Source organism: Paenibacillus sp. GD4 (assembly GCF_030846225.1).
Lineage (GTDB): Bacteria > Bacillota > Bacilli > Paenibacillales > NBRC-103111 > Paenibacillus_G > Paenibacillus_G silviterrae.
This window is the reverse complement of sequence record NZ_JAVCYK010000002.1, coordinates 1,184,505-1,206,439: the sequence shown is the minus strand read 5'-3', so window position 1 is coordinate 1,206,439 and position 21,935 is coordinate 1,184,505. Positions and strand designations below refer to the sequence as shown.

The 21,935-nt window shown below is 47.2% G+C and carries 27 protein-coding genes, 8 tRNA genes and 1 riboswitch; of the genes, 28 read left to right on the top strand and 7 right to left on the bottom strand.

Features of this window, described 5'->3' with window-relative positions:
• The first annotated feature begins 8 nt into the window (after positions 1-8).
• The 8 genes from RAC89_RS28140 (at position 9) to RAC89_RS28105 (ending at position 685) form a co-directional block, all read left to right on the top strand.
• Positions 9-94 (top strand) — tRNA-Leu (locus tag RAC89_RS28140).
• A 12-nt stretch (positions 95-106) separates the two neighbouring features.
• Positions 107-190, top strand: a tRNA-Leu gene (locus tag RAC89_RS28135).
• A 5-nt stretch (positions 191-195) separates the two neighbouring features.
• Positions 196-267: transfer RNA gene (locus tag RAC89_RS28130), tRNA-Gly, on the top strand.
• 14 nt (positions 268-281) lie between these two features.
• Positions 282-352: transfer RNA gene (locus RAC89_RS28125), tRNA-Cys, on the top strand.
• A 9-nt stretch (positions 353-361) separates the two neighbouring features.
• Positions 362-438: transfer RNA gene (locus tag RAC89_RS28120), tRNA-Arg, on the top strand.
• 6 nt (positions 439-444) lie between these two features.
• Positions 445-524 (top strand) — tRNA-Leu (locus tag RAC89_RS28115).
• Between the two features lie 7 nt (positions 525-531).
• Positions 532-608, top strand: a tRNA-Pro gene (locus RAC89_RS28110).
• A gap of 3 nt (positions 609-611) precedes the next feature.
• Positions 612-685 (top strand) — tRNA-Gly (locus RAC89_RS28105).
• Positions 686-792: 107 nt separating this feature from the next.
• On the opposite strand, the gene RAC89_RS28100 is transcribed toward RAC89_RS28105, so the two are convergent.
• From RAC89_RS28100 to RAC89_RS28090, 3 genes are read right to left on the bottom strand one after another with little or no spacing between them, the layout of a single operon-like run.
• A complete protein-coding gene (locus RAC89_RS28100) occupies positions 793-933 on the bottom strand; it encodes a hypothetical protein (RefSeq protein WP_306617020.1) in 141 nt (46 codons plus the stop codon).
• An 8-nt stretch (positions 934-941) separates the two neighbouring features.
• A complete protein-coding gene (locus RAC89_RS28095; protein WP_306617019.1) occupies positions 942-1,178 on the bottom strand; it encodes a hypothetical protein in 237 nt (78 codons plus the stop codon).
• Between the two features lie 57 nt (positions 1,179-1,235).
• Entirely contained in the window at positions 1,236-1,526 is a 291-nt protein-coding gene (locus RAC89_RS28090; protein ID WP_306617018.1) for a sigma factor, read from the bottom strand.
• A 277-nt stretch (positions 1,527-1,803) separates the two neighbouring features.
• Between RAC89_RS28090 and RAC89_RS28085 the strand changes: the two genes are divergently transcribed.
• Complete coding sequence (locus RAC89_RS28085) at positions 1,804-1,926, top strand: VOC family protein (RefSeq protein WP_306617017.1); 123 nt, start codon at positions 1,804-1,806, stop codon at positions 1,924-1,926.
• Positions 1,927-1,962: 36 nt separating this feature from the next.
• Positions 1,963-2,175: a VOC family protein gene (locus RAC89_RS28080; protein WP_306617016.1), complete on the top strand. Its 213-nt coding sequence runs from the start codon at positions 1,963-1,965 to the stop codon at positions 2,173-2,175.
• A 97-nt stretch (positions 2,176-2,272) separates the two neighbouring features.
• On the opposite strand, the gene RAC89_RS28075 is transcribed toward RAC89_RS28080, so the two are convergent.
• The gene (locus tag RAC89_RS28075; RefSeq protein ID WP_306617015.1) at positions 2,273-3,661 is read right to left on the bottom strand and encodes an MFS transporter; all 1,389 of its coding nucleotides are present in this window, start codon (positions 3,659-3,661) and stop codon (positions 2,273-2,275) included.
• Between the two features lie 110 nt (positions 3,662-3,771).
• On the opposite strand from RAC89_RS28075, the gene RAC89_RS28070 reads away from it, so the two are divergent.
• Complete coding sequence (locus RAC89_RS28070; RefSeq protein ID WP_306617014.1) at positions 3,772-4,665, top strand: LysR family transcriptional regulator; 894 nt, start codon at positions 3,772-3,774, stop codon at positions 4,663-4,665.
• 71 nt (positions 4,666-4,736) lie between these two features.
• Here the strand turns inward: RAC89_RS28070 and RAC89_RS28065 are convergent, their stop codons facing one another.
• Together RAC89_RS28065 and RAC89_RS28060 are read right to left on the bottom strand one after the other, a co-directional pair.
• The gene (locus RAC89_RS28065) at positions 4,737-6,074 is read right to left on the bottom strand and encodes a multi antimicrobial extrusion protein MatE (RefSeq protein ID WP_306617013.1); all 1,338 of its coding nucleotides are present in this window, start codon (positions 6,072-6,074) and stop codon (positions 4,737-4,739) included.
• A gap of 29 nt (positions 6,075-6,103) precedes the next feature.
• Positions 6,104-7,333, bottom strand: a complete 1,230-nt coding sequence (locus RAC89_RS28060) for an MFS transporter (protein ID WP_306617012.1) — start codon at positions 7,331-7,333, stop codon at positions 6,104-6,106.
• Positions 7,334-7,520: 187 nt separating this feature from the next.
• Between RAC89_RS28060 and RAC89_RS28055 the strand changes: the two genes are divergently transcribed.
• The 14 genes from RAC89_RS28055 (at position 7,521) to RAC89_RS27995 (ending at position 16,461) form a co-directional block, all read left to right on the top strand.
• Positions 7,521-7,850 (top strand): ArsR/SmtB family transcription factor, encoded by a 330-nt coding sequence (locus RAC89_RS28055; protein WP_306617831.1) that lies wholly within the window; start codon positions 7,521-7,523, stop codon positions 7,848-7,850.
• Complete coding sequence (locus tag RAC89_RS28050; protein ID WP_306617011.1) at positions 7,847-8,248, top strand: SRPBCC family protein; 402 nt, start codon at positions 7,847-7,849, stop codon at positions 8,246-8,248. The genes RAC89_RS28055 and RAC89_RS28050 overlap by 4 nt, the downstream gene beginning before the upstream one ends.
• A 45-nt stretch (positions 8,249-8,293) precedes the next feature.
• A complete protein-coding gene (locus RAC89_RS28045) occupies positions 8,294-8,758 on the top strand; it encodes a phage tail protein (protein WP_306617010.1) in 465 nt (154 codons plus the stop codon).
• Positions 8,759-8,893: 135 nt separating this feature from the next.
• Positions 8,894-10,138 (top strand): UDP-N-acetylmuramoyl-tripeptide--D-alanyl-D-alanine ligase, encoded by a 1,245-nt coding sequence (locus RAC89_RS28040; RefSeq protein WP_306617009.1) that lies wholly within the window; start codon positions 8,894-8,896, stop codon positions 10,136-10,138.
• 221 nt (positions 10,139-10,359) lie between these two features.
• Positions 10,360-10,731 (top strand): hypothetical protein, encoded by a 372-nt coding sequence (locus tag RAC89_RS28035; RefSeq protein WP_306617008.1) that lies wholly within the window; start codon positions 10,360-10,362, stop codon positions 10,729-10,731.
• A 218-nt stretch (positions 10,732-10,949) separates the two neighbouring features.
• Entirely contained in the window at positions 10,950-11,735 is a 786-nt protein-coding gene (locus RAC89_RS28030; protein ID WP_306617007.1) for an excinuclease ABC subunit UvrA, read from the top strand.
• A gap of 125 nt (positions 11,736-11,860) precedes the next feature.
• On the top strand, positions 11,861-12,667 hold the full coding sequence (locus RAC89_RS28025) for a class I SAM-dependent methyltransferase (RefSeq protein ID WP_306617006.1): 807 nt from the start codon (positions 11,861-11,863) through the stop codon (positions 12,665-12,667).
• 196 nt (positions 12,668-12,863) lie between these two features.
• Complete coding sequence (locus tag RAC89_RS28020; protein ID WP_306617005.1) at positions 12,864-13,262, top strand: VOC family protein; 399 nt, start codon at positions 12,864-12,866, stop codon at positions 13,260-13,262.
• Positions 13,263-13,389: 127 nt separating this feature from the next.
• Positions 13,390-14,046, top strand: a complete 657-nt coding sequence (locus RAC89_RS28015; protein WP_306617004.1) for a hypothetical protein — start codon at positions 13,390-13,392, stop codon at positions 14,044-14,046.
• 268 nt (positions 14,047-14,314) lie between these two features.
• Positions 14,315-14,566, top strand: a complete 252-nt coding sequence (locus RAC89_RS28010; protein ID WP_306617003.1) for a hypothetical protein — start codon at positions 14,315-14,317, stop codon at positions 14,564-14,566.
• 280 nt (positions 14,567-14,846) lie between these two features.
• A riboswitch (cyclic di-GMP riboswitch) is annotated at positions 14,847-14,921 on the top strand.
• 24 nt (positions 14,922-14,945) lie between these two features.
• Positions 14,946-15,119, top strand: coding sequence for a sporulation histidine kinase inhibitor Sda (sda, locus tag RAC89_RS31800; protein ID WP_373430071.1), 174 nt, complete (start codon positions 14,946-14,948; stop codon positions 15,117-15,119).
• A 131-nt stretch (positions 15,120-15,250) separates the two neighbouring features.
• A complete protein-coding gene (locus RAC89_RS28005) occupies positions 15,251-15,592 on the top strand; it encodes a PadR family transcriptional regulator (protein ID WP_373430070.1) in 342 nt (113 codons plus the stop codon).
• On the top strand, positions 15,589-16,002 hold the full coding sequence (locus RAC89_RS28000) for a DUF2812 domain-containing protein (RefSeq protein WP_306617002.1): 414 nt from the start codon (positions 15,589-15,591) through the stop codon (positions 16,000-16,002). The genes RAC89_RS28005 and RAC89_RS28000 overlap by 4 nt, the downstream gene beginning before the upstream one ends.
• A 93-nt stretch (positions 16,003-16,095) precedes the next feature.
• Positions 16,096-16,461, top strand: coding sequence for a hypothetical protein (locus tag RAC89_RS27995; RefSeq protein WP_306617001.1), 366 nt, complete (start codon positions 16,096-16,098; stop codon positions 16,459-16,461).
• 41 nt (positions 16,462-16,502) lie between these two features.
• On the opposite strand, the gene RAC89_RS27990 is transcribed toward RAC89_RS27995, so the two are convergent.
• Positions 16,503-17,171, bottom strand: coding sequence for a CBO0543 family protein (locus tag RAC89_RS27990; RefSeq protein WP_306617000.1), 669 nt, complete (start codon positions 17,169-17,171; stop codon positions 16,503-16,505).
• A gap of 273 nt (positions 17,172-17,444) precedes the next feature.
• On the opposite strand from RAC89_RS27990, the gene RAC89_RS27985 reads away from it, so the two are divergent.
• The 3 genes from RAC89_RS27985 (at position 17,445) to RAC89_RS27975 (ending at position 21,912) form a co-directional block, all read left to right on the top strand.
• A complete protein-coding gene (locus tag RAC89_RS27985; RefSeq protein ID WP_306616999.1) occupies positions 17,445-19,742 on the top strand; it encodes an AraC family transcriptional regulator in 2,298 nt (765 codons plus the stop codon).
• A gap of 266 nt (positions 19,743-20,008) precedes the next feature.
• Entirely contained in the window at positions 20,009-21,001 is a 993-nt protein-coding gene (locus RAC89_RS27980) for an ABC transporter permease (RefSeq protein WP_306616998.1), read from the top strand.
• Between the two features lie 14 nt (positions 21,002-21,015).
• Positions 21,016-21,912 (top strand): carbohydrate ABC transporter permease, encoded by an 897-nt coding sequence (locus RAC89_RS27975; RefSeq protein ID WP_306616997.1) that lies wholly within the window; start codon positions 21,016-21,018, stop codon positions 21,910-21,912.
• The last annotated feature ends 23 nt before the right edge of the window (positions 21,913-21,935 follow it).

Genomic DNA, 21,935 nt, shown 5'->3' with positions numbered 1-21,935 from the left:
CTTTTTATGCGGTTGTGGTGGAATGGCAGACACGCTATCTTGAGGGGGTAGTGGGCGTACGCTCGTGGAGGTTCGAGTCCTCTCAACCGCACCATCAACTCTATATGCAGTCGTGGCGGAATTGGCAGACGCGCTAGATTCAGGTTCTAGTGGTGTAACAGCCGTGGAGGTTCGAGTCCTCTCGACTGCATTCTTGCGGAAGTGGCTCAGTGGTAGAGCATCGCCTTGCCAAGGCGAGGGTCGCGGGTTCGAGTCCCGTCTTCCGCTTTGGTTTTTCTTTTGGCACCATAGCCAAGTGGTAAGGCAGAGCTCTGCAAAAGCTTTACCCCCAGTTCGAATCTGGTTGGTGCCTTTCTTTCATGTGCCCTTAGCTCAGCCGGATAGAGCGTTTGACTACGAATCAAAAGGTCGGGAGTTCGAATCTCTCAGGGCACGCCATAATAAGCCGGTATGGCGGAATTGGCAGACGCGCGCGACTCAAAATCGTGAGGGAAACCGTGGGGGTTCAAGTCCCTCTACCGGCATATATTTCGGGACGTAGCTCAGCTTGGTAGAGCACCTGGTTTGGGACCAGGGGGTCGCATGTTCAAATCGTGTCGTCCCGACCATGTGCGGATGTAGTTCAATGGTAGAACTCCAGCCTTCCAAGCTGGTAGCGTGGGTTCGATTCCCATCATCCGCTCCATTACATACAAAAAATACAGCCGCGGAGGTTATCCGCGGCTTTTTTGATTTTCTGCGTGCCTACCCGGTCTGAGTCTGGTTAGAATTGTTTTCATGCTGCAGCGGCTTTCAATCGTTCAAAACGGCAATGTCGATTTGACGAAACCGTTCTTGATCGGCAATCATGTCGATCTCGGTGATCTTGCCATTCGCTACCTTAAGTTCGAGCAAGAAGAGCAGTCTTCCGCGAGGAGCTACGATGGCGCCCACAGATCCGTTCACAAGCACCGGTCCGCACCCTGGGCACGACCAGCGAATTGCTTGGCCACCGCTTCCGAGCCTAGAACAACCGGAACACTGGCTACCGGCGCAAAGCGGTGTCGTTCCGGAGCACGACATTCGGGCCAATACCGTGAGAAGCTTCCTAAAGTCACCGCCGCGCGATGCGGCAAGGAACGCTTCGACAAGCTCTCGTTTTTGCTTGAGCTCCGCTGTTCCCGAGATTGAACCGACACCCTGAACCCGTCGGCGCGCACGGCTCGCAAGCTGTCTTGCTGAGGCCTCGTTACGCCCTATAATGGGAGCGATCTTCGAGAAAGCATCGCAAGACCGACTAAATCAGCCATTAGCGCTTCGTGCTCAGGGTCGCTTCCGTCATGTCGACTAGTAACCGGTTCGGGCAGACCCACCTTTGCAAGTTCCTCCCGCCTCGTTTTACGAGATCGCAGCATATCAAGACATACTCTGGAGACGATGGTTGTCAGCCATCCCCCCATATTTTCGACTCCGCTAGTATTGGTGCGACTAAGACGTATCCATGACTCTTGTACAGCGTCGTCCGCTTCGCTTAGAGATCCCAACATCCGGTATGCCGCCGCCTGCAGGTGATATCGGTGCGACTCGAACTGTTCCGCAAGCCAGTTGCAATCGTCCATGTGCACATTCCTTCCTTATTTCCATTTACTTATATGTCGTATGCAACTCAGGAGATGTGACGGGATGTTCGCAAAAGTTTATTACCGAATCCGGTCACGTTATCCAGCCCACTTCCGACATAGTAAGTGACAAGGGAAACCGGCCGGTATGAAAAAAATCATCGGTGTCCCGGTTAATAATATGTAAACTAAGGAAATGGTTGTTGTGAGTACGAGTTTGATCCCTTTTCTTGAAATGGACCGCAGCGCTAATCAGGCTATCGATTTTTACGTGAATGCGCTGGATGCCAAGGTTGTCTATGCACTGCTATTTGGCGATATGCCGTGAAATCCGGACGCCCTGCTGCCTCCTGAAAAGAAAGACTTGATCAACTTCGCCGTCTTAAAGATCGGTGATACGGTGACCATCGTAGTTCAAACCAACGACAAAGACGAAGCTACCCAATATTCTGAGGCATGGAAAGAGGGCGGTCAAGTCAACGAAACGCTGCAAGCAAGTTTCTTCAGCCCCGCTTATGGCAATGTAACCGATAAATTCGGTGTCACCTTCCGGATCCTAGCCAAAGGTCGCCAGTGATTTTCCCTCAAAGTCCTCCTTGCACGAACTGCCGGAAAGGCAGCGGCTCTTTCACATATTCTGAGGAAGGGTCGCTTGTTTTATAAACCGGAAATACCTAAGGGGACTCCTTCAATTGATTTGACTCCCGGCGCCGCCAACAAATGATTACCAAGGACATGGCAACTACCGTGAGGATCATCCCAAGCACCCGAAATCCCCCGAAGCTGAACTTATCTCCCATTACGATGCCAATCAGCAACGAAGAGAGAATGGTTCCCAGGTATCTTGATGTATTGAATAATCCGGAGGCTACACCGATTATTTCCTTTGGGGCACTCTGGAACAAAGCCGCTTGCATACCGACATTGTTCAACCCGTTGCTGACACCGAATGCAGCTAAAGCCAAACACACACTGATAACCGATGAAGCTTGATTCAATGTCACGATCCATACTGACCCCAAGGTCATCAGGATTGCCGATACGAGCAATGCCGGGCGGGGTCCTGATTTATCGACCCATCGTCCTGCCAGCGGAGAAGCAATGAGCGAGCACAAACCTAAGCTTAACATGAGAATCCCTGTATGGAGCTCGCTGACGTGACGTACTATTTGCAAATAAGAGGGAAGCCCGAAAAAGACCGAGTAAAAAAGTACATTAACAAGCATGAATTCGACATTGATCCAAGTCATCGCTGGATAGTTTGCAAATGTCCGCAAAGGAACAAAGGGCGAAGCCGTTTGAAGCTCATGCCGAATGAAAGCTCCCAGTAGAGCAAGCCCTATCAGTCCGATAACGACACTTGTTAATGAAACTTGTCCGGATGATTTTACCGACAGTAGTCCAATGAGCAGGGCAACCAGCCCCAATGTGAAGAGCAGGATTCCAGACGCGTCAATGAGTTCAAGCCATTTACGCAAGGGCCTGTTACGTCCAGTGGATGTTGTCGGTTCGCCCTTAGGAATTGTAATGGAAGCGAATAGAAAGCTTGCCGCCACGAAAGGAATATTGACGAAAAAAATAGCAGACCAGTCCCACAAGTGGATCAACATCCCGCCAACAAAGGGTCCGATAGCTGCCGCTCCGGATAGGAATACGGATAAAACCGACAGCGCAGTCGCTTGGTTCTCTTGAATATGAATTCGTACAATTACCATTCCAACCGCAACCATCATACTTGTCCCGATGGATTGTACAATACGGAAAACGATGAGCCACCCAAAGCTTGGCGATAGCGGTGCTAATAATGAAGCAACAAAGGCTACAACAAGTCCGGTAAGAAATATTTTCTTGCGGCCAAATAAGTCGCTGGCTTTTCCCATGACGGGCTGCGCGATAGCACTTGCGATGTAGAAAGAAAAAATAATCCAGGAAACAACAGTGAAGTCAAGCTGGTACACATGCTGCAGCCTTGGAATAGCAACGGAAACCATTGAAGAATTTAATGGATTGAGCAGTATCCCCAGTCCGACGGAAATCATTAACCTTCTGCTGTGAGCATTCATTTTTGAGTCCCCCCTATGTCCTGATGACATCGTACTTGAAACGGAATATTTATTCCAACGCATTTCATGTTATAATTTCATAGACTTGAAGGAATAAGCGGGGAGACAAAATGGAACTTCTTCAATTGCAGTATTTTCTCACAGTTGCACGATTGGAGCATGTAACTGAAGCGGCTCGAAGTCTGCACGTTACTCAATCGTCGCTAAGCAAAACGATTCAACGCCTGGAGGAGGATCTAGGGGTCCCTCTATTCGATCGGACAGGGAGGAAGCTGCGGCTTAATGAGTTCGGAAGCAAATTCCTTCGCCGCGCGGAAAGAGCTTTGTTTGAATTGGAGCAGGGGAAGCAGGAGATTAGCGATATGTCCGGCCCGGAATACGGCACAATCGAGCTGGCGGTAACAAGCGCAAGCGCGCTGCCCAATATCCTTCGAGAGTTTCGGAATAAGCATCCTCAAATCCAATTTCACGTGCAAATGCTGACCACAAAAGAAATGGTTACGCTTCTTCATCGAGGCGAGGTCGATTTCTGCTTATCTTCACCTCCGATACAAGGGGAAGACATTGAATGCCAGATCGTGTTCATCGCCCCTATTCTTGTAGCTGTACCCAAGGGGCACCGGCTGTCAGACCGAAGCAGCGTTTCCCTGGCGGAACTTAAGGATGAATGGTTTGTCGGTGTAAAGAAAGGCTACCGTGTCCGCGATTTAGTAGACTCCGTATGCCAATCAGCTGGATTTACTCCTAACTATGTCTACGAGGGAAATGAACCTGCCAGGCTAACAACTCTTGTGGAAGCCGGGATTGGCATTGCCTTCATACCAGGCACGGCAATGAATTCGAGGGAACCTATCCGCTATCTTCGAGTTGAGGAGCATGAATTGGCGCTTGAAATTGCTTTATTATGGAACAAAAATCGATATATTTCACGGGCAGCTCTGGAATTCCGTGACGTAGTTTTGGGATATTTTGGGCGGATGTCCAAATCGGATCATATTGACTAAGACATACATATGAAAAAAATGCAGCCCGCTCTGTTCCTAAGGGGGGCTGCATTTTTCGTTATGGCTTTACTTTAAGAAATCTCCTTCGCTGCGGCGGAGGAGTAGAGCGGCGTAGGCTGTCTCAGTCTGGAGAGCCAAGCGACAAGCACGGACAGCTCCGCCAGAATACCGGCTGATTGCGCCAGCGCACCAATGACGCCATTCCAACCTGGGGTAAGCCAGACGCCGAGTAGAAGCACAATGACGGTAATGGTAATATTTGAGCCTTGAGACCAGACCATGATGGAGGTTTGGCCGCGCAGCAAGACGATTCCATTGCAAAAATCGACCCAAGGAAATACCAGCGCGAACAGAGCGAATATACGCAGCGCCTCATGGGTTGCGTCCAGCAGCTCCCCGTTAACTCCTACGAGGTTTTGCAGCGCCCACTGCCCGGCGGGTGTAAAGCCCAGCAAGATCAGCGCACAAACGGGAATAAGTCCGACTATGAGACAGAAACGGTAGACAAGACGGGATGACTTATTGAAAAAATTCAGCACTATCTGATGCATATACGTCTGGAAGCTGATCGCGAGCCAGGTTATGCTGAAGGCCAAAGAATAGGAGGCGACGGCCAGCTCCATGTTCGACGTTTGTCCAAGGAGTACATTAATTGCCGGTGTTACGCTAACCGCAAAGAACACGGAAATGAGCATGGGACGGTAAAAGGTAAAAACACCCCGGAGATCACGAGATTCCCCCTCCGTTGAATGCAGAGGGAGCTTCTTGACGAGCAAACGCCCTTCACCGTAGCTTACAGCCGCTTCGATCATCATCCCCGCCAAGAATATGAATGCCCCTGATCTTCCGTCGATAGCCTGCGGATTGTGAATATATAGCAGCGATAAGCCGTACATGACGGATAGCCGGACAACCATAGCGATCGTAAGCCATTTGGTCCGCATATGTGAAATAAGGATTCCTTGGTATATGCAGCGAATTACGGAGAATATCGTTACGAACAGCAGGATGCGGTAAGTGCTGAGAATATCCTTTTGAAGCTCGACATCCACCCCGAACACATAGCTGAACAGATAAGCTCCAACCGGAGTGTAGGCGACCGTGAAGGAGATAAGAAGAATAAACGTGATCAAGAAGAAAGCGAGAAGCAGGAGCGCCCGGAAGGTTCTCCTGTCTCTGACTAATGCGGTACATGTTTGCCTCATCAATACAGCGGCTTCTTCCGTCAAGCCAAATATACTAAAGGCCATGGCATAGCCTGTAATGACAAGCTCCGGACGTGTAGCTGCGTGGGCCAATGTACTATTGATAATGACATGCGATAAGGAGATGAGCAGCGCGGAAAACCCTAGAGGCAAAAAAAACAGAAGCATTCCGCTTAAGCGAACTGATTGGTTTTGTTCGACCATGACCCTTCCTCCCTGTAGATGCTGTACATTTACCGGTGTCCGGCGAGCGCCTTGTCCTTAGGCAGGAAGATTGTCAGTAATCCGATCAAAGGCAGATACGCGCACAGCTTCATAATGAACGCGATGCTCGTAACATCCGCAAGCATGCCTAGCAGCGCAGATCCCAATCCCCCTAATCCAAACGCCAATCCGAAAAAGAGCCCCGACACAAGTCCAACCTTCCCGGGAAGCAATTCATGAGCATAGACGACGATTATCGAGAAAGCGGAAGATAAGACAAGGCCCCCAAAAACACATAGTACACCCGACCAGAATAAATCCGCATAAGGTAAAAGGATAGAGAACGGCGCCGTTCCCAGTATTGAGAGCCAAATAATATTTTTGCGTCCGAAGCGGTCGGCCAGCGGCCCGCCCAGGAAGGTTCCGGCTGCGGCAGCCGCTAGGAACGCAAACAGGTACATTTGAGCCTGCTCTACGCTGACTCCGTAATCCTTGATCAGGTAAAAGGTATAGAAGCTGGTTATGCTCGAGATGTACACGTTTTTGGAAAATACGAGCGCGATTAAGATGGCCATAGCCAGCCTGATCTGCTGTTTGGATAACAACCCCGACTTCCGTTCGACGGTTTGTTTAGAGACCGGAGATCGCGGCCGGACTTTTTGTCCGCTATACCATCTAGCCACGTAGAATTGTATTCCGATAGCTGCCAGCGCAGCGATGGAAAACCAAATGACGCCAAATTGACCAAGCGGTACGAAAATAAGGGCGGTCATAATCGGGCCCAAGGAACTGCCGATATTTCCTCCAACCTGAAAAATGGATTGAGCCAACCCCCGTCTATCTCCAGCAGCCAAGTAAGCGACGCGGGAAGATTCCGGGTGAAACACGGCCGAGCCGATGCCGATGCAAATAACCGCAAGCACTATGTAGACAAAACTGGGTGCGATCGATAAGCCCACAACTCCTGCTAACGTGAAGCAAACGCCGAAAGGAAGAATATACGGCTTTGGTCTGGCATCGGCATAAATGCCGATGAAAGGCTGGAGCAGCGATGCGGTGATGTTCATAGCAAAAGCAATGAAACCAATTTGGGTGTAGCTTAGCTGAAGAGATTTCTCGAGAATTGGAAATAAGGCTGAAATGGCGGACTGCATGGAATCATTCAATAAATGCACGATGCTGACGGCAAACAAGATAGGATAAACGGTAGCAGCTGCTCCTAACCCTGGTTGACGAATAGTATTTGCTTGTGCTCGCACGCGGCTCCCTCCATATTCGTATTAAAAGTTATCCAAGCTATGGTAATTTCCGGCTTCATCCAAGCTTACAACGGAATAACGAGAGAATCAATAAAATAAATATCCCTTACTTGACACGACACCATTTAGTGTCTTATTATTAAGACACCATATGGTGTCTAATGTTGTTCTAAAGGGGAGGCTGATGATGAACGCAAGCGCACCAACGCATGATATTTACGATGCTATTGCTGATCCGACCCGTCGCAAGCTCATTCGTCTATTGGCGGACGCCGATGAACTGCCGCTCAACCAGCTGACAGCCCATTTCTCAATGGGCCGCACCGCTGTTGCCAAGCATTTAACGATTTTGAAGGAAGCTGGCCTCGTGACCGATCGCAAAGTCGGCCGGGAAACGCGCAACCGCCTGAATCCCACACCGCTGAGAGAAATTCAGGATTGGCTATCGTACTACGAAAAATTCTGGACAACCAATCTGCAAAAATTGGATTATTTATTGAGGGAGGAACAATCATGAGCAAGAATCTTTCATTGGAGTATCAATTTAACAGTCCCATAGAAAAAGTATGGACCGCCCTTACCGATTCAGATACATTGGCCAAATGGGTTATGGACAACGATTTCAAACCGATCGTAGGCCATCGTTTTCAGTTCCGCCAGCAACCGTATGGCGACTGGGACGGCATCATCCATTGCGAAGTGTTGGAGGTTGACGAGCCGCACCGTTTGTCCTATACCTGGGTCAGCGGCGGAGAAAATACCACGATCATTTGGACATTACAAGAAGATCAAGACGGAACCGTTCATTTGCATCTTAACCAAACTGGCTTCAGCAAAGACCAAGCGCTCGGAGGCGCAAAATATGGTTGGACGAGCATGTGTGGAAAGCTTGAAAATGTGTTGACCGAATTGTAATCCAATTTTTATGAATTGAACCGAAGGGTAAATGGAGGAATGGAAATGTCCTATATCGTTGATTTCAAAAATGTGTCTACGGTTGGTCTGGAATCTTCACCTGTAGTAGATGCGCTTGCTGGGCTACGTGCTAATGAAGCTCGTTACTTTATGAACAAATACAAGCATGAATTTACGGTAGTACCGGCTAGCGAGAGCCAGGAGACTCTAGATTATGTGAACCGGATTTTGAAGGAAGAACGTGGTATTGAGTTTGCGGCCAAACCACTAGAAACATCGCGTTTTCAAGTGGAAAATATCAAATGGGCCTTCGTCTTTTTTGAGGATGGTCTAGGGGTTAACGTCATGTATACGGTTGATGACCCTAAGAAACGGGCCGTTGGTTTTAAGCTTTCGGAGGGTATGGAGGTACCGAAGGAGTTAGAAGAGAAGTTTAAGTTTGCTAGACAGAAGTCTAAACTAGCTGGAACCATTCGAGGTTCGTTTTTTGTAATTAAAGGAGAATATTAAAATAAGCCAAAGGCGCTCTTCAAAAATGTCCAATTTCTCATTGTTCCTACAGAGAAGTTGGACTTTTTAATATCTACCCGTTGGAAGGAATATCCTTTTCGTTCGAGAACTATAATAATTTGATTCATTCAATCTGTGAATGGTGGTGATTTGATGATTTCCCATAAGCTAAAAGTTATTGAACAAATGGTCGAAGGAAATGGGCTATCTGGTGATTATGAGGAACTATTGATTCAAGGTGTGTCTATTGATTCAAGATCGGTACAGTCAGGAAATCTGTTTATCCCAATCATAAGGCAATTAGACGCTCACGATTATGTGGAAGAGGCACTAACCAAAGGAGCTACGGCTTCTTTATGGCAAAAGGATCATCCAAACCCTCCAATTCATTTACCTCTAATCTATGTAGATGATTGCATGAAATCTCTGCAAATGCTAGCAGCAAATTACCGCAAAGAGCTGCCGATCAAAGTAATCGGTGTCACGGGCAGCAATGGTAAAACAACTACAAAGGATATGATCAGTTCAGTCCTAGAGACTAAATATCGGGTTCACAAGACCGTAGGTAATTTAAACAGCCAAATAGGCTTACCATTAACGATTTTAGAAATAGATAAGAGTACTGAGGTTGCCGTCGTTGAAATGGGGATGAGTGAGCGTGGTCAAATGGGTCGACTCTCCCTTATCGCCAAACCGGACATAGCTGTCATTACCATGATTGGCGTTTCTCATTTATCAAGTCTTGGGTCTCGGGAAGAAATTGCTGCCGCGAAATTAGAGATTATTGATGGTTTGCAAGATGACGGAATATTGATATACAACGGTGATGAACCCCTCTTCATACCTCTTCTGGGCGCGCACAACGTTATAAATGCAGTGGCCACAATTGCTGTTGCAACAACAATGGGATTGAGTCCAACTGAAATAGATATGGGTTTTCAATCCTTGAGAGTAACTAGCATGAGAATGGAGAAGATTCTGTCCACGTTGGGGTTTACTATTATTAATGATGCTTGGAATGCAAGTCCAATTTCAATGAGCGCGGCTATAAAAACGTTTGAAGAATTAACAGGTTACTCAAGAAAACACCTAGTCTTAGGTGATATGCTGGAGCTTGGTGAACAAGAGCAGGAGTTTCATCGTGATATTGGGCGAATGATTGATCCGGTTAAAATAGATTTTGTCTATACAGTCGGCAATCTCAGTAAATATATTGCTTTTGAAGCAGAGAAGCGATTTCCTGTTGGCGGTGTCCAAGCATATAATGACAAAAAGGAGTTAGCGCAAGTACTGAAGAATAGGGTGATGCCAAACGATGCGATAATGCTGAAGGGGTCAAGGGGTATACAATTGGAGTCGTTGCTGCCGAATTTATTATAAACGGAGATTGATACTGGAAAAGAGGATAATTAAAAGCCGCGTCGTAATTTACTTGTATTACATACGAAGGCGAGCGAAGTCAGATGAGGGCATGGGTAAAGCACCAAGATCCGAACAACAAATATGGCGCAGCATTTACACTTGGTGACAGAAGTTGTGAAATTCCTCCAGGAGCGGTCATTTCCGTTACCCTTGGCGAAAGGTTTAACATCCCGAGGTTAATGTTAAACGGGATATTAAATCAATTTATTATGAAGGCAATGAAAAATAACGACGATTTGCTCTATGCCGAATTAACCGGTCAGATGCAGGGCGGGATCGGTCAAACGATGACCGTTTGGCGGGATGGCAAGCGAATGCATAAGTTTCGTACGAGCGGTTCCCATAACTTTGCTCGTAAATTTTTCAGCTGGGTCTTTTATAGCGGGGAAGTACAGTCTTACTTTTTGACGTGGCAGCATAGCGGCGAGTTGCCAACTACCGAGAAAATTACCTCTTTTGTCAAGACATACGGGCGCCATTTTGATGGAGGCAAGCTTGTGAAGAGTGCGAATCCTCCCAAAGCATCCGAGAATATGTACGACGCAATTTGAATCATTTTTTACTGAACCGGTGATTCAAAGTAAATGCTTTCCAAACGATAACTGAATACGGTTACACTATGGAGCTACGGCGGAACGATGCCGGCAGCTCCAATAAGTATTGGGCAGTTAAGGCGAATAAGCTTGGGTCTGAAAATGGGATTGGAGCGGTTGTGTGATATGCGGACTTGTGCAGTATAAATTGCATTCAACTGAAGGAGCGTGAAACCATGGAGCGCACACAGATTCCTATTAGATCGTTTAACCCCAAACGTCCGGGGACCCTTGTCGGCATCATAATGACCGTATCGGAATATCTAGGCGCCCTTTACGGAAGTATAGCGGAGACAAGGGTCGCCGATTCTTACGGTCCTTGTGCCGAATGTAGTGGGACCGTTGCATCGACCGAAATCGACCACGGCCGAATGATTGCCCCCGAGCTGTCGCTCAAGAATGGCGCCGTCCTCTTATGGGCCGGCACGAATTGCGCGCCGGTTCCGAGAATCAAGCAGCTGGCGGCGATGCTTGGAATTGATTATCTTAGGCCGCTCGAAGAGCAGGATCCGGGGTTTATTTCCGTCTTACTGTATGGGCATGACAAGGAACCTGTTTCGTTTGTATATAATAAAAGGCTCCGTACGGAATATTACCGCGGCTGCGTATCCAATCTTCAATCCATGATCAATACACGCACGACCAGCAAAGGCAATCTGAAGATGATATCATTTTTTTCCAAACAACCAGAATGTTCGGCGTGCCGGGGAACTGGGTTGAGCAAGGGATTGTCGGATATATACGCCGGCGGCCTCACACTTGCTGAGGTCAATAAATTACCGATCGATGAAATGCTTTCCTTTATTAAATGCCTACGGCAGTCGATAGACGAGCCTGAAGCTGAGATCGTCGAACCCATCATCATCCATCTCGTCCCAATGCTTCTCTACTTGAGCAAAATCGGACTCCGGACGCTGCCCCCGGTCGTCGCGTGGCGCGGTCTTCCGGCCTTTTCTTCTTGAGCCAACGATATTGCTCATTCTATATTTCGTAATAGACTGGTATTTACACAAGAACATATGTACGGTATGATAGTTTTGGTGGATTTGGTTATGATTGGTTAATCGTATCTGTGGAGGACGACGGTATGGACAAAAATTCTGATTATAGAACAAACATGATAGGCGGTCGTGAGGTTGGAGCAGTTTCGGTAGACATGGATAAGAGTAGTATTCATGAAATAAATAGCTTATTTTGGAATACAACAGGAAATGATGTTTTAGGAGCAACCGCACTTCCGTTTTATGGAGCCTTTGTCTCGGAGGAAAAGTGCCGGCTTTTTGGCGATGTCTCGGGGAAAAAGATGCTAGAAATAGGCTGTGGAAGCGGTCAATCCTTGCAATATCTTGGGGAACGCAAAGCATCTGAACTATGGGGGATGGATATATCGGAAAACCAAATCGAAAAGACAAAGCAGCATTTGACAGCGTGCGGTCTTTCTGCAACATTAATCTGTTCTCCCATGGAAGAAGAATGCGGCATACCAAAGGATTATTTTGACTTTGTTTATTCGATTTATGCCATAGGCTGGACAACCGACCTTGAGGGGACTTTTCGCCGTATTGCTTCTTACCTTAAAAAAGACGGGATATTTATTTTCAGCTGGTCTCACCCGATACACAAATGTGTTGCTGTAGACAATGATAGGCTTGTTTTTAAGAAATGCTATTTCGATGAATCTTGGTATTCGGTAACTCTTGGCGAAAGTACACTTACATTATCGGATCGTAAACTATCAACCTATGTGAATGCGTTAGCAAAAGAGGGATTTGTCATTGAGCAAATGATTGAGGAATCTGATGAAGAAATTATGCAATCTAGGAGAAACGGCGATTTTTCAAAAAAAGCAAAGATGCTTCCTGTAACCTTTGTAATCAAGGCACGAAAACTATAAAATGCGAAACCCCACCCACTCCGTCTAAGCAGTGGGCTGTGATGATTTGCCGTGCTTACCTTAGTCTCGCTGCCCATGCTGTCACGAAAGAGAATGTATTCGTATAGCAAGGGCACTACTCATTTACTCTGCGAGATCCAGATGGCCATTTGATCGAATTTTTCTCGCGAGGAACGATATGAGGGAGGAATACTTTGTGGCGGTCAATGTAAAAAACTATGCGGTTGTCCAATTGCCGGTTCGTGATTTGGAAGCTTCCGTGAGGTGGTACAAGGAGATGCTTGGCATTCCATTCACGTTCGAATATACCCCGGGCGACCAAGAGGCTTGGCTCAACGTCGGAGGTGTCGGTTTAGGGCTTGTTCGCTGCCCGGAGGTGCCGAAATTGGACTTTACGAACAGCCGGGGGCAGCTTCAGCCGATTATCTCGCTTCAGGTGGACAACATTCATGAAGCGTATGAAGAGTTAAAGAAGAAGGATGCCGCAGTTGGCGAAATGGTGTACAAGCCCCAAGGTGGTTACGGTTTTACCTTCCGCGACCCGGACGGACATATGGGCAATTTGTGGGGCGGGTGGCCAAAGGAAGAAGACTAATTATTACAGGACAAGCCAAGAAGGGGTGTTTCTCGTCATCTGAGAATGAAAGGGATCACCCCTTCTTGACGTTGCGAAGCATCTTCTCTTAAATTATTCTGAGCTAGGCGATATAAGGGGTGATGAAGTGCATAGAAAAGAAGTTCTGTTTTTCGTTCTCATTCTGATCGGTCTGCTTCTCATATCTAACACCCACCTTGGCTATTCTTTCGGAGACAGTATATTCAGAATGGCTGGAGTACCACCGTGGACCAATGCTGAGTACGATTCGGGGCTTCATATCTCGGTTACTGTTGGGCTGCTTGTCATTATTACTGGTTACATTGGTGCGGTGAAATATTATCAAGTGCGGTTTCCCAAAATTCGAAGCCGGATCGTACTGAGCTGTATCGCCTTCCCGTTTCTGTTTCCGATCGTGATCGAGCATGCCATGGTTCTTGTGCATTATCATTCCAATTCCGTTGCTTCCGTCGATTTTTCCAAAAATAACAGCCAGTGCAGCTATCGATCGGAGAAAGCGAGTACGAAAGCTGATTGCACCCTTACGCTGGTTAACTTTGGGAAGGAAAAGGATGTAACGCTCAGGCTTTATCTCATACGAAGTTCATCGAAGGTCAAGTTCGAACCGAAAACGATAACGCTTCCGGCTCATCAGAAAGTCAGTGTCGGCATGGCATTTGAAGGCAAGCTGCTGGACGGAACAGGCTACACTGGTTGGTCGAACGATATTGGTATTGAAATTGAAGTCGATGGCTTGAAGAAAAGGTACGGCAAAGAAAACTAGTTGTGTGGGGAACCGAAGTGGAGGAGCAAATTAGAGAAAAGAGCGGTTCGTCCCTTGTGCGTCCGCTTTTTAGACGATATTTGAACTGTTTTGTGTCACAGCTCGCAAAATGAAACATTTTTTGGAGTGAGACGTATAAGTGATTGTGGTATTTTTTGGAACATGTGGAAGATTACACGAAATACTACACTAGCTCGATCCTTAGTCGATAGCACTATGCACAGAGAGCAGTTCGGCGCGTGCAGCTTCATCGTTAGGAGGAGGAGAAGTGAACAAGTTTGTGTTTTATATAGTTGCAAGTGTCATTTGCATATTAACACCTTTTTTGGGTCTTCTGTATGGTTTGTGGGATAGCCATCAACCCAAAATTGGACCTGTAGGAGATGGAAAAGCAATTTACCCTACCCTGCCGCAATTGATACCTCTTATATGTTGTTTTCTTACTGGAGTGTTGAACTTACCTATTGCCATAATGCGATACAGACAAAACAAAAAGACTCAAGAAGATAATAATAATTAGGGCATTTGCACGCTGTCAGAGAACGATAGCAACTTGATAGTGGGTGGTGTCCCTTTCAATTCTTGGCTTAATTGTGTTGGTAATTGAATTTTTCAAACATGAATAATGGCATCGAGCAAATCAATAAAATAAGCTCGCTTCACCAGGATTTTTCGCGGCTGCAATTAGTGAATATGTAATCTCGGAGCATAACTTAAGAAAAACTTGATTATAAAGTACCATATATTTCAATTTTTAATATTGTAAATGAAACTAGTCTAGGTTTACATTACAGTTATACTGTTCGAAATAGCAAACTTACTGAAAAGTAAGGACGCAAAGCTACGGGCCTATCCACGGCAGCCGGGTTGCCGAAACAGCAACCTTTTTGTATAAGGTGATGACAGAGACTATGAGTGAAAAAATAGGTTTATCGGATTTAGATGAAGATTTATTGATCAAGGCTTATAAAGATGCTGTAAGATTGGAATTACATAGAGATTTTATTACATTACTCTGGGAAGAGATAGTTCGACGGAACATTGAACTAGAAAGCATAAGGGAGAGGAGATAGCTCAAACATAACACGACGGCAGCCGATTAACGAAGGCTGCCGTCGTATTTTGTACATATATATTGACAGTCGATATATCATTAGTTATTATACCGACATACGATATAGTTATGGAGAACGGAGGCGACACGTTGGAGGACACCAGGGATATGCTGCCCTTGACCGAAGCGTTTTACTACATTTTGGTTTCGCTGTATGCATCTCCTGCACATGGATACGGCATGATGCAGGACGTGGAGAGAATGAGCGGAGGCCGCGTCAGAATCGGGGCGGGAACATTGTACACGGCGCTTAATAATTTGATGAAAAAAGGACTGATCGTCCCTTCAGACGAAGTTGGGGTGGATTCGCGCCGCAAAACCTATGCGATTACCCCTCTTGGCAAGAAAGTCGTGATGGCGGAAATGGAGCGAATGGAAGAATTGTTAAGCAACGGACGAAAGGTCACAGAATTAGTGAGGAATGGTACATGAGTAAGGTTGCTCGGCTCGCCAAATCGATATACAAAAACCGATTTTCTTTCGTTTGGAACTATAAGCGCGACGAGGTTTGGTTGACCGGCTTGTCGGCACGCGGGCTGCATCTGAACCGTCCGGGAATGATTCGTTACCGCTTCGATTACGATCCGAGCGTCGGGTATGAGTATCGGATGGATTACCAGGATACGATGAACGCCGAGAAGCTGGAAGAATATTGCGAGCTTTATGCGGGTGCCGGCTGGGAGTATGTCGGGACTCGTGTCAATTGGCGGTATTTCCGGAGGCCCTATCTAGAGGGGGAGACGATCGAACTGTACAGCGACAAGGAATCGATTCGATCGTTTTACCGGAAAGTCCAGAAGACGCTTGGTTTTCAGAAGCTGATCAAGCAGCATACCGATTAAGACAACATTTTTATTTAAGACGGGGTTGCCCATAATTTCATTGAAGTAAAGAACGATTTACATCGACAGGTACAAGGAAAGGACAGTACTGACATGGAAAAATTAACAGATGTAGATAAGTTGGAATCATTGAAATCTTTGCAATCGACGATCAGTAAGCTTGAGAATGCGATTTCCCAGATGACGGATAATGGTACAAATACGACCCTAGCGAAGAAACGACTCAAGGCTGTTTGCATCGGCTTGGCCGCGCTGGAAAACATCTGGAATCAAAGCCCCCATCAATATACTCAGGAAGATGTAAGAGCAGCCCGCAATGTTATTACTGGTTTATTACCATCCATTAATAACAGTTTTACTAAGTCAAAGACAGGCAGTCCCCAAAGAACCCTTTTAGCAAGAAGAATAAAAGCGTTGGAACTAGCTGTTCAAGCAATTGACGAGCTTTCCGTTGAATAACATGTTCTTGAGGCTATTTGCCGGAGCTATGCATGGCCGTATCAGGCCGAGCCGAGGTTGGAGATAAATTTTGCGTAAATTTTCTGAGTAAACCATTTACAGAAAAGTGTTAACAGAAATAATCCTACAAACGAGTGTGAATGTGTCCAGGGCTTATTGATTACAAACATATCACTTGAAATAAAAAGTGGCTCTACGATATAGGCAAAAAAGGCAGAGCATAACAGGGTCGCCAATGCATACCTCTTCCAATTCCTAAATGCCGAGTAGATTAACATGAAGCTTACAGGTATGACGCTTAAATCTGCAGGGAATAACGGAGGAACCATTGGAACTAATTTAGTGGGATAAGCCCATAACAAAAGATCTACACCTATAACATCCCAGAACGTTGCCATTACGCCCAAAATCAATCCATACGTATAGACCAAAGATGGATCTTTTCTTGGCAGGAAATACTTGTACCAAAGGACCCATGGAAGGATGGAGGCAGCAAAGAGAAGCCACCACTGCCATGAGAATAAATCATCACCATACCAGTGTGCAATGCTGATGTCCCTAAGAACCTTTCTGAGTTCTTGTATTTGGTCGAAAGAAGGAATGGATTCCAAAGTAGTCACTCCGCATAAAAGAGAATAAAGGTAGTGTTGGATGTAAATGGTTTTTTTATTCTCAAGTATTTGAGGATCAATGGTTTCCGAATTTTCCACTATCAAAAAAGCCGCTAATTGATATGTAAATGACGATACTAAAACTTATGATCCCAAATGCATTCCAGAGTAAATGTACCATGGGAACCACTCCGCTCTGAGTTAATTAGTACTATTATACTATATAACTAGAGATAATGTCGAATTATAGGTGGGTTCCTGTTGCACTTCCAAATTTGCTATTATTTCTTGCTCTTGCAAAAGCCATCGATTATCCTAAAAGTGAATCCGGCGAGAATCTTAAAGGTGGCCGAACGGGAGGGAGGGATATCGATGCTGCAGACTTTTCTGAATACAGTCGGTAACAACGGCGTATTGAAGCGTTATTTTGTATCCTATCTGATCGTGCTCATGATTCCTATCCTCATGGGATCTTATCTTTACAGCCATACTGTGAACGTTGTGGAGGACGGTGCGCTTCAGGCGAATTTGTCCATTCTAAATCAAAATAAGGAAATCATGGATCAGCGGCTGGAGGAGATCGATCACATGGTCAACCGCTTCTCCTTACTGGCGAATGTGAGAAGTGCCTTGAATGTAGGCTTGCCGCTATCGGACGAAGACCATATTTTGTTCACCGAAATGAAGAAGGATCTCAGCGCTTACATGACCAATGGGTTTATCTTTGATTTCTCGGTATTCCTGAAGAAGTCGGAGACCCTGATTTCTGTTGGCGGCGGGATTTATCACGGCAAGGAAGAGTACGAGCGATTTATGAAATTCGGCGACTTGGAATACAATCGCTGGACTTTATTGATCACGGAGCGATTCAAGTCGTTGCTTCCTCCGGCCGTTCTTCATTTTGAAGGGAGACAGATTCCTTCCGTTGCCTATGCCAGCTCGCTTTATTTGGGCAGCCATGCGGCTCCCGACGGGGCGATCGTCATCTATATCGATCAAACGAAACTAACGTCCATGCTGAACCATGTAACAGGGAATTCGGGCGGCTGGGCCTATATTGCGGATGCCGCGGGGCAGGTGCTGGCCTCAACGGACAATGCCGCGCTGCTTGTAGAGCCTGCGGAGATTTCCGGGCCGTGGGGGAGCTTTCATAAGCAAATCGATGAGCAGAATATGCTCGTAGCCTATACGACCTCCGCATATAACGGTTGGAAATACATCTCGGTCATACCCGCCGATTCTGTGCTGTCCAAAGCGGTGTATATCAAACGAACAACCTGGTATATTTCGGTGGTTACCTTGCTCGTAGGTCTGTTGATTGCCGTTTATTTATCTTATCGGAACAGCAAGCCGCTGCAGGAGTTATTTTATTCGTTCAAAACCTATGTGACCCGGGAAGAGGGAAAGGGACAGAACGAGTATGAGTATATGAAGGGCGCTCTGCATGAAATCATCAGCAGCAAGCAGCAGTTGGAGCAAATGATGGATGATCAGCTGCCCCTGTTGAAAAACAGCTTCTTCGATAAGCTGCTGCGAGGCGATTTTCATTCTTTCGGTGAAATGGAAGCGTTTCAAATCCAGGCTAGACTGAAGTTAAAGACCGAAGGCTTCCTTATGCTGCTGATCAAAATCCGGGGCTACAACGGGATCATCTCGCCGGATTTTTTGAAGGAGCTTCATTTCAGCAAATTCATTGTGAAGAATCTACTCGGTGACCTTCTGGGAAGCGAGATTTGGATCCATGACGTTAGCGAAGATACGATCGTTGTATGGTACGGTGTGGCTTCTTCCGATTCGGAGGAGTATCGCCATGAATTGCAGCAAAAGTTCGAAACGCTGGATGGTCTGCTCCGGCATAAATTTTCTATTCATGGGACCATCATCGCCAGCCCTCCTTACGAATCATTGAACGACACCTGGAAGGCATACCAGCAGACGAGACAGACCGGCGATTACGTGGAGGAGAGCGGTATCTTATGGACGCAAGAGCTCACGCCGACGGAGACCGGCTATTACTACCCGATGGAAGTTGAGGTTAAACTCAACAATACGGTTCTGGCAGGCGAATCAGAGGAGCTGAACTCCTTGCTGGAGCACATCTATGCAGAGAACATACAGAAACGAAAGCTCGCTCCCTCCGTACTGCATCAGCTTCTGCTGGAGCTAAAGGGGACGCTGACGAAGGTTAGCGGCCATATGCAGACCAAGCATGGGCAAACGCCGGAGGAGTGGTCAAGCAAGCTCGACCAGACGCTGCACCGGGATTTTGCCGAATCCTACCATATCATCACCCACTATCTGTTGGTGTTCTGTGAAGAGGCCAAGATGAACCGCAATCAACACAACGAAGAAACCATGCGGCAGATGCTGAGGTTCATCGAACTGGAGTTTGCCAATCCGGAGCTGTCACTGACGAGCCTCTCGATGCATATGAAGCTTACCGAGAGCTACATATCGTATTTCTTCAAGCAGCATCTGCAGATGAACTTCTCGGTTTATTTGGAGAACAAACGGCTGGACAAAGCCTGTGAGCTACTTGCGCACAGCAGTCAGTCCATACAGGACATCGCCGTTCAGGTAGGCTACAGCAGCGACAGGGTGTTCCGCCGCGCCTTCAAGCGAGTCAAAGGCATACAACCAACGCAATACCGGGATTCGTTTAAATCATAGACACCATAGACCCTCGCTCGGGGGTCTATTTTTTATTAAAGGAATTGATTAGCATGATCCGCATGAAACGCATAAAAAGTCCGGCCATCTTAACTTGTGTCCCCCCGGACCTTGGCAAGGACACCTCTTGAGAAACGCCTCCAAATCCAAACGAATGTGTGCTGCACCAAAGAACTGTCCGTTTACGCCGAGGACGGCTTTGCGGCATGATGAACTCACAAGCCAGATGCGAATGGCTGACTCAAAAGAGAGGAGAGGTCGACAACATGCACGCTGCCGCAACGGACACCCCATCCGCGAATCCGCAGAGAAGCGGGGCCGAGCGATCTTGGCTGTTCCGGACCTGGAAGGACATTCTTCAGCGCAAAGTGCTCTTGCTAATGGTTCTTCCGGGTTTGATTTATTTCTTTATTTTTGACTACGTGCCCATGTACGGCATCCTGATTGCCTTCAAGGATTTCAAGATGACCGCGGGCATGAGCTTTCTGGAGAGCATTTACCAATCGAAATGGGTCGGCTTGGAGCATTTCCAATCGTTCTTCGAGAACTCCAGTTTCATGAGACTTCTCCGGAACACGCTGCTGCTGAGCTTCCTGTCCCTGGTATTCGGGTTTCCGGTCCCGATCCTGTTCGCGCTTGCCCTGAACGAGGTGCGATGGGCACTGTATAAGCGCTTCGTACAGACGATCAGCTATTTGCCGCATTTTCTTTCGCTCGTTGCGGTCGTCGGAATGATGAAGCTGCTGCTTTCTCCTTCCGGCGGTGCAGTGAACACGCTGCTGCAGGATTGGTTCGGAATCGAACCCACCTATTATTTTGGTGCCGTGGAATGGTTTCGTACGCTGTATATCGGGTCCGGGATATGGCAGGAAATGGGCTTCGGCGCGATCATTTACTTGGCTGCCATCTCCAAGGTGGATACGCAGCTATATGAATCCGCTGTCATCGACGGGGCGTCCCGGCTCAGGCAAATGTGGCATATCACCCTTCCCGCACTCAAGACAACCATTGTCGTGCTGCTCATCCTGAATATTTCCCGGTTGGTCGGCGTCGGAGCCGACAAGATTATTCTGATGTACAGCCCGGCGACTTATGAGACGGCGGATGTGTTCTCAACCTATGTGTACCGAAGAGGTCTTGTCGATCTTGATTTCAGCTTTGGCGCCGCGGTAGGCCTGTTCAATTCCGTAGTCAATGTCATCCTGCTGGTGACGGCCAATTATTTGTCCAAACGGTTTACGGAGGAAAGTCTGTATTAAGGAGGAACATATCTATGGTAAGAGACCGCACGCTCTCGTCCAGGTTGCTGGACGGCTTCACGCATCTGCTTATGCTTGTGGTCTTAGCGGTCGTCATCCTGCCGATTCTTCACATCGTATCGGTCTCACTCAGCAGTCCGGATCAGATCGTGCAGGGACGTATCGGCCTATGGCCGAAGCAGCTGGATGTAAATGCGTATGCAACCATTTTTCGAGAAAAAATCGTGCCGCGGGCACTGATGAATTCCGTGCTTATAACGACGCTAGGCACTTGCTTGAATGTTGTCCTGACCACGCTGACGGCTTATGCGATTTCCAAGAAGGAGCTACCGTTCCGACGGTCGATCGTAGCGTATATTTTGGTGACGATGTTCTTCAGCGGCGGGCTGATTCCGACCTTTCTGGTTGTTAAGGAGCTTGGGATGTACAACAGTCTCGGCGCATTGATCGTCCCCACCGCGATTAACGCATACTACCTCATTATCCTGCATGCCTTCTTCAAAAATTTCCCGTCCGACCTGGAGGAATCGGCTAAGCTGGACGGCTGCACGGACTTCGGTATCTTTATGCGGATCGTGCTTCCGCTCTCGAAGGCGGGCGTTGCGACGATCGCGCTCTTCTACATCGTAGCGCATTGGAACTCGTTCTTCTCTGCGATGATCTACTTGCAGGATGCGAAGAAGTGGCCGCTGCAATTGGTTCTTCGCGAGATCGTGCTCCAGTCCCAGATGGCGGAGCAATTGGCGCAGCTGGGGCAATCGGCGCAGGCCGATCAAGCCTCCTCCAAAATAACGATTCAGAGCATTCAGTATGCAACACTGGTCGTTTCCATCATCCCCATGGTCATCGTGTACCCGTTCGTACAGAAGTATTTTGTCCAAGGCGTGATGATCGGGTCATTAAAAGGTTGATTCCGTCTGCAAGCTCCTGAATT

Bases quoted from the DNA above. Each gene is read 5' to 3' on its own strand.
- RAC89_RS28090 (WP_306617018.1), bottom strand. From the start codon at position 1,526: ATGTTGGGATCTCTAAGCGAAGCGGACGACGCTGTACAAGAGTCATGG.
- RAC89_RS28075 (WP_306617015.1), bottom strand. From the start codon at position 3,661: ATGAATGCTCACAGCAGAAGGTTAATGATTTCCGTCGGACTGGGGATA.
- RAC89_RS28070 (WP_306617014.1), top strand. From the start codon at position 3,772: ATGGAACTTCTTCAATTGCAGTATTTTCTCACAGTTGCACGATTGGAG.
- RAC89_RS28065 (WP_306617013.1), bottom strand. From the start codon at position 6,074: ATGGTCGAACAAAACCAATCAGTTCGCTTAAGCGGAATGCTTCTGTTT.
- RAC89_RS28055 (WP_306617831.1), top strand. From the start codon at position 7,521: ATGAACGCAAGCGCACCAACGCATGATATTTACGATGCTATTGCTGAT.
- RAC89_RS28050 (WP_306617011.1), top strand. From the start codon at position 7,847: ATGAGCAAGAATCTTTCATTGGAGTATCAATTTAACAGTCCCATAGAA.
- RAC89_RS28045 (WP_306617010.1), top strand. From the start codon at position 8,294: ATGTCCTATATCGTTGATTTCAAAAATGTGTCTACGGTTGGTCTGGAA.
- RAC89_RS28035 (WP_306617008.1), top strand. From the start codon at position 10,360: ATGTTAAACGGGATATTAAATCAATTTATTATGAAGGCAATGAAAAAT.
- RAC89_RS28030 (WP_306617007.1), top strand. From the start codon at position 10,950: ATGGAGCGCACACAGATTCCTATTAGATCGTTTAACCCCAAACGTCCG.
- RAC89_RS28025 (WP_306617006.1), top strand. From the start codon at position 11,861: ATGGACAAAAATTCTGATTATAGAACAAACATGATAGGCGGTCGTGAG.
- sda (WP_373430071.1), top strand. From the start codon at position 14,946: ATGACAGAGACTATGAGTGAAAAAATAGGTTTATCGGATTTAGATGAA.
- RAC89_RS28000 (WP_306617002.1), top strand. From the start codon at position 15,589: ATGAGTAAGGTTGCTCGGCTCGCCAAATCGATATACAAAAACCGATTT.
- RAC89_RS27995 (WP_306617001.1), top strand. From the start codon at position 16,096: ATGGAAAAATTAACAGATGTAGATAAGTTGGAATCATTGAAATCTTTG.
- RAC89_RS27985 (WP_306616999.1), top strand. From the start codon at position 17,445: ATGCTGCAGACTTTTCTGAATACAGTCGGTAACAACGGCGTATTGAAG.
- RAC89_RS27980 (WP_306616998.1), top strand. From the start codon at position 20,009: ATGCACGCTGCCGCAACGGACACCCCATCCGCGAATCCGCAGAGAAGC.
- RAC89_RS27975 (WP_306616997.1), top strand. From the start codon at position 21,016: ATGGTAAGAGACCGCACGCTCTCGTCCAGGTTGCTGGACGGCTTCACG.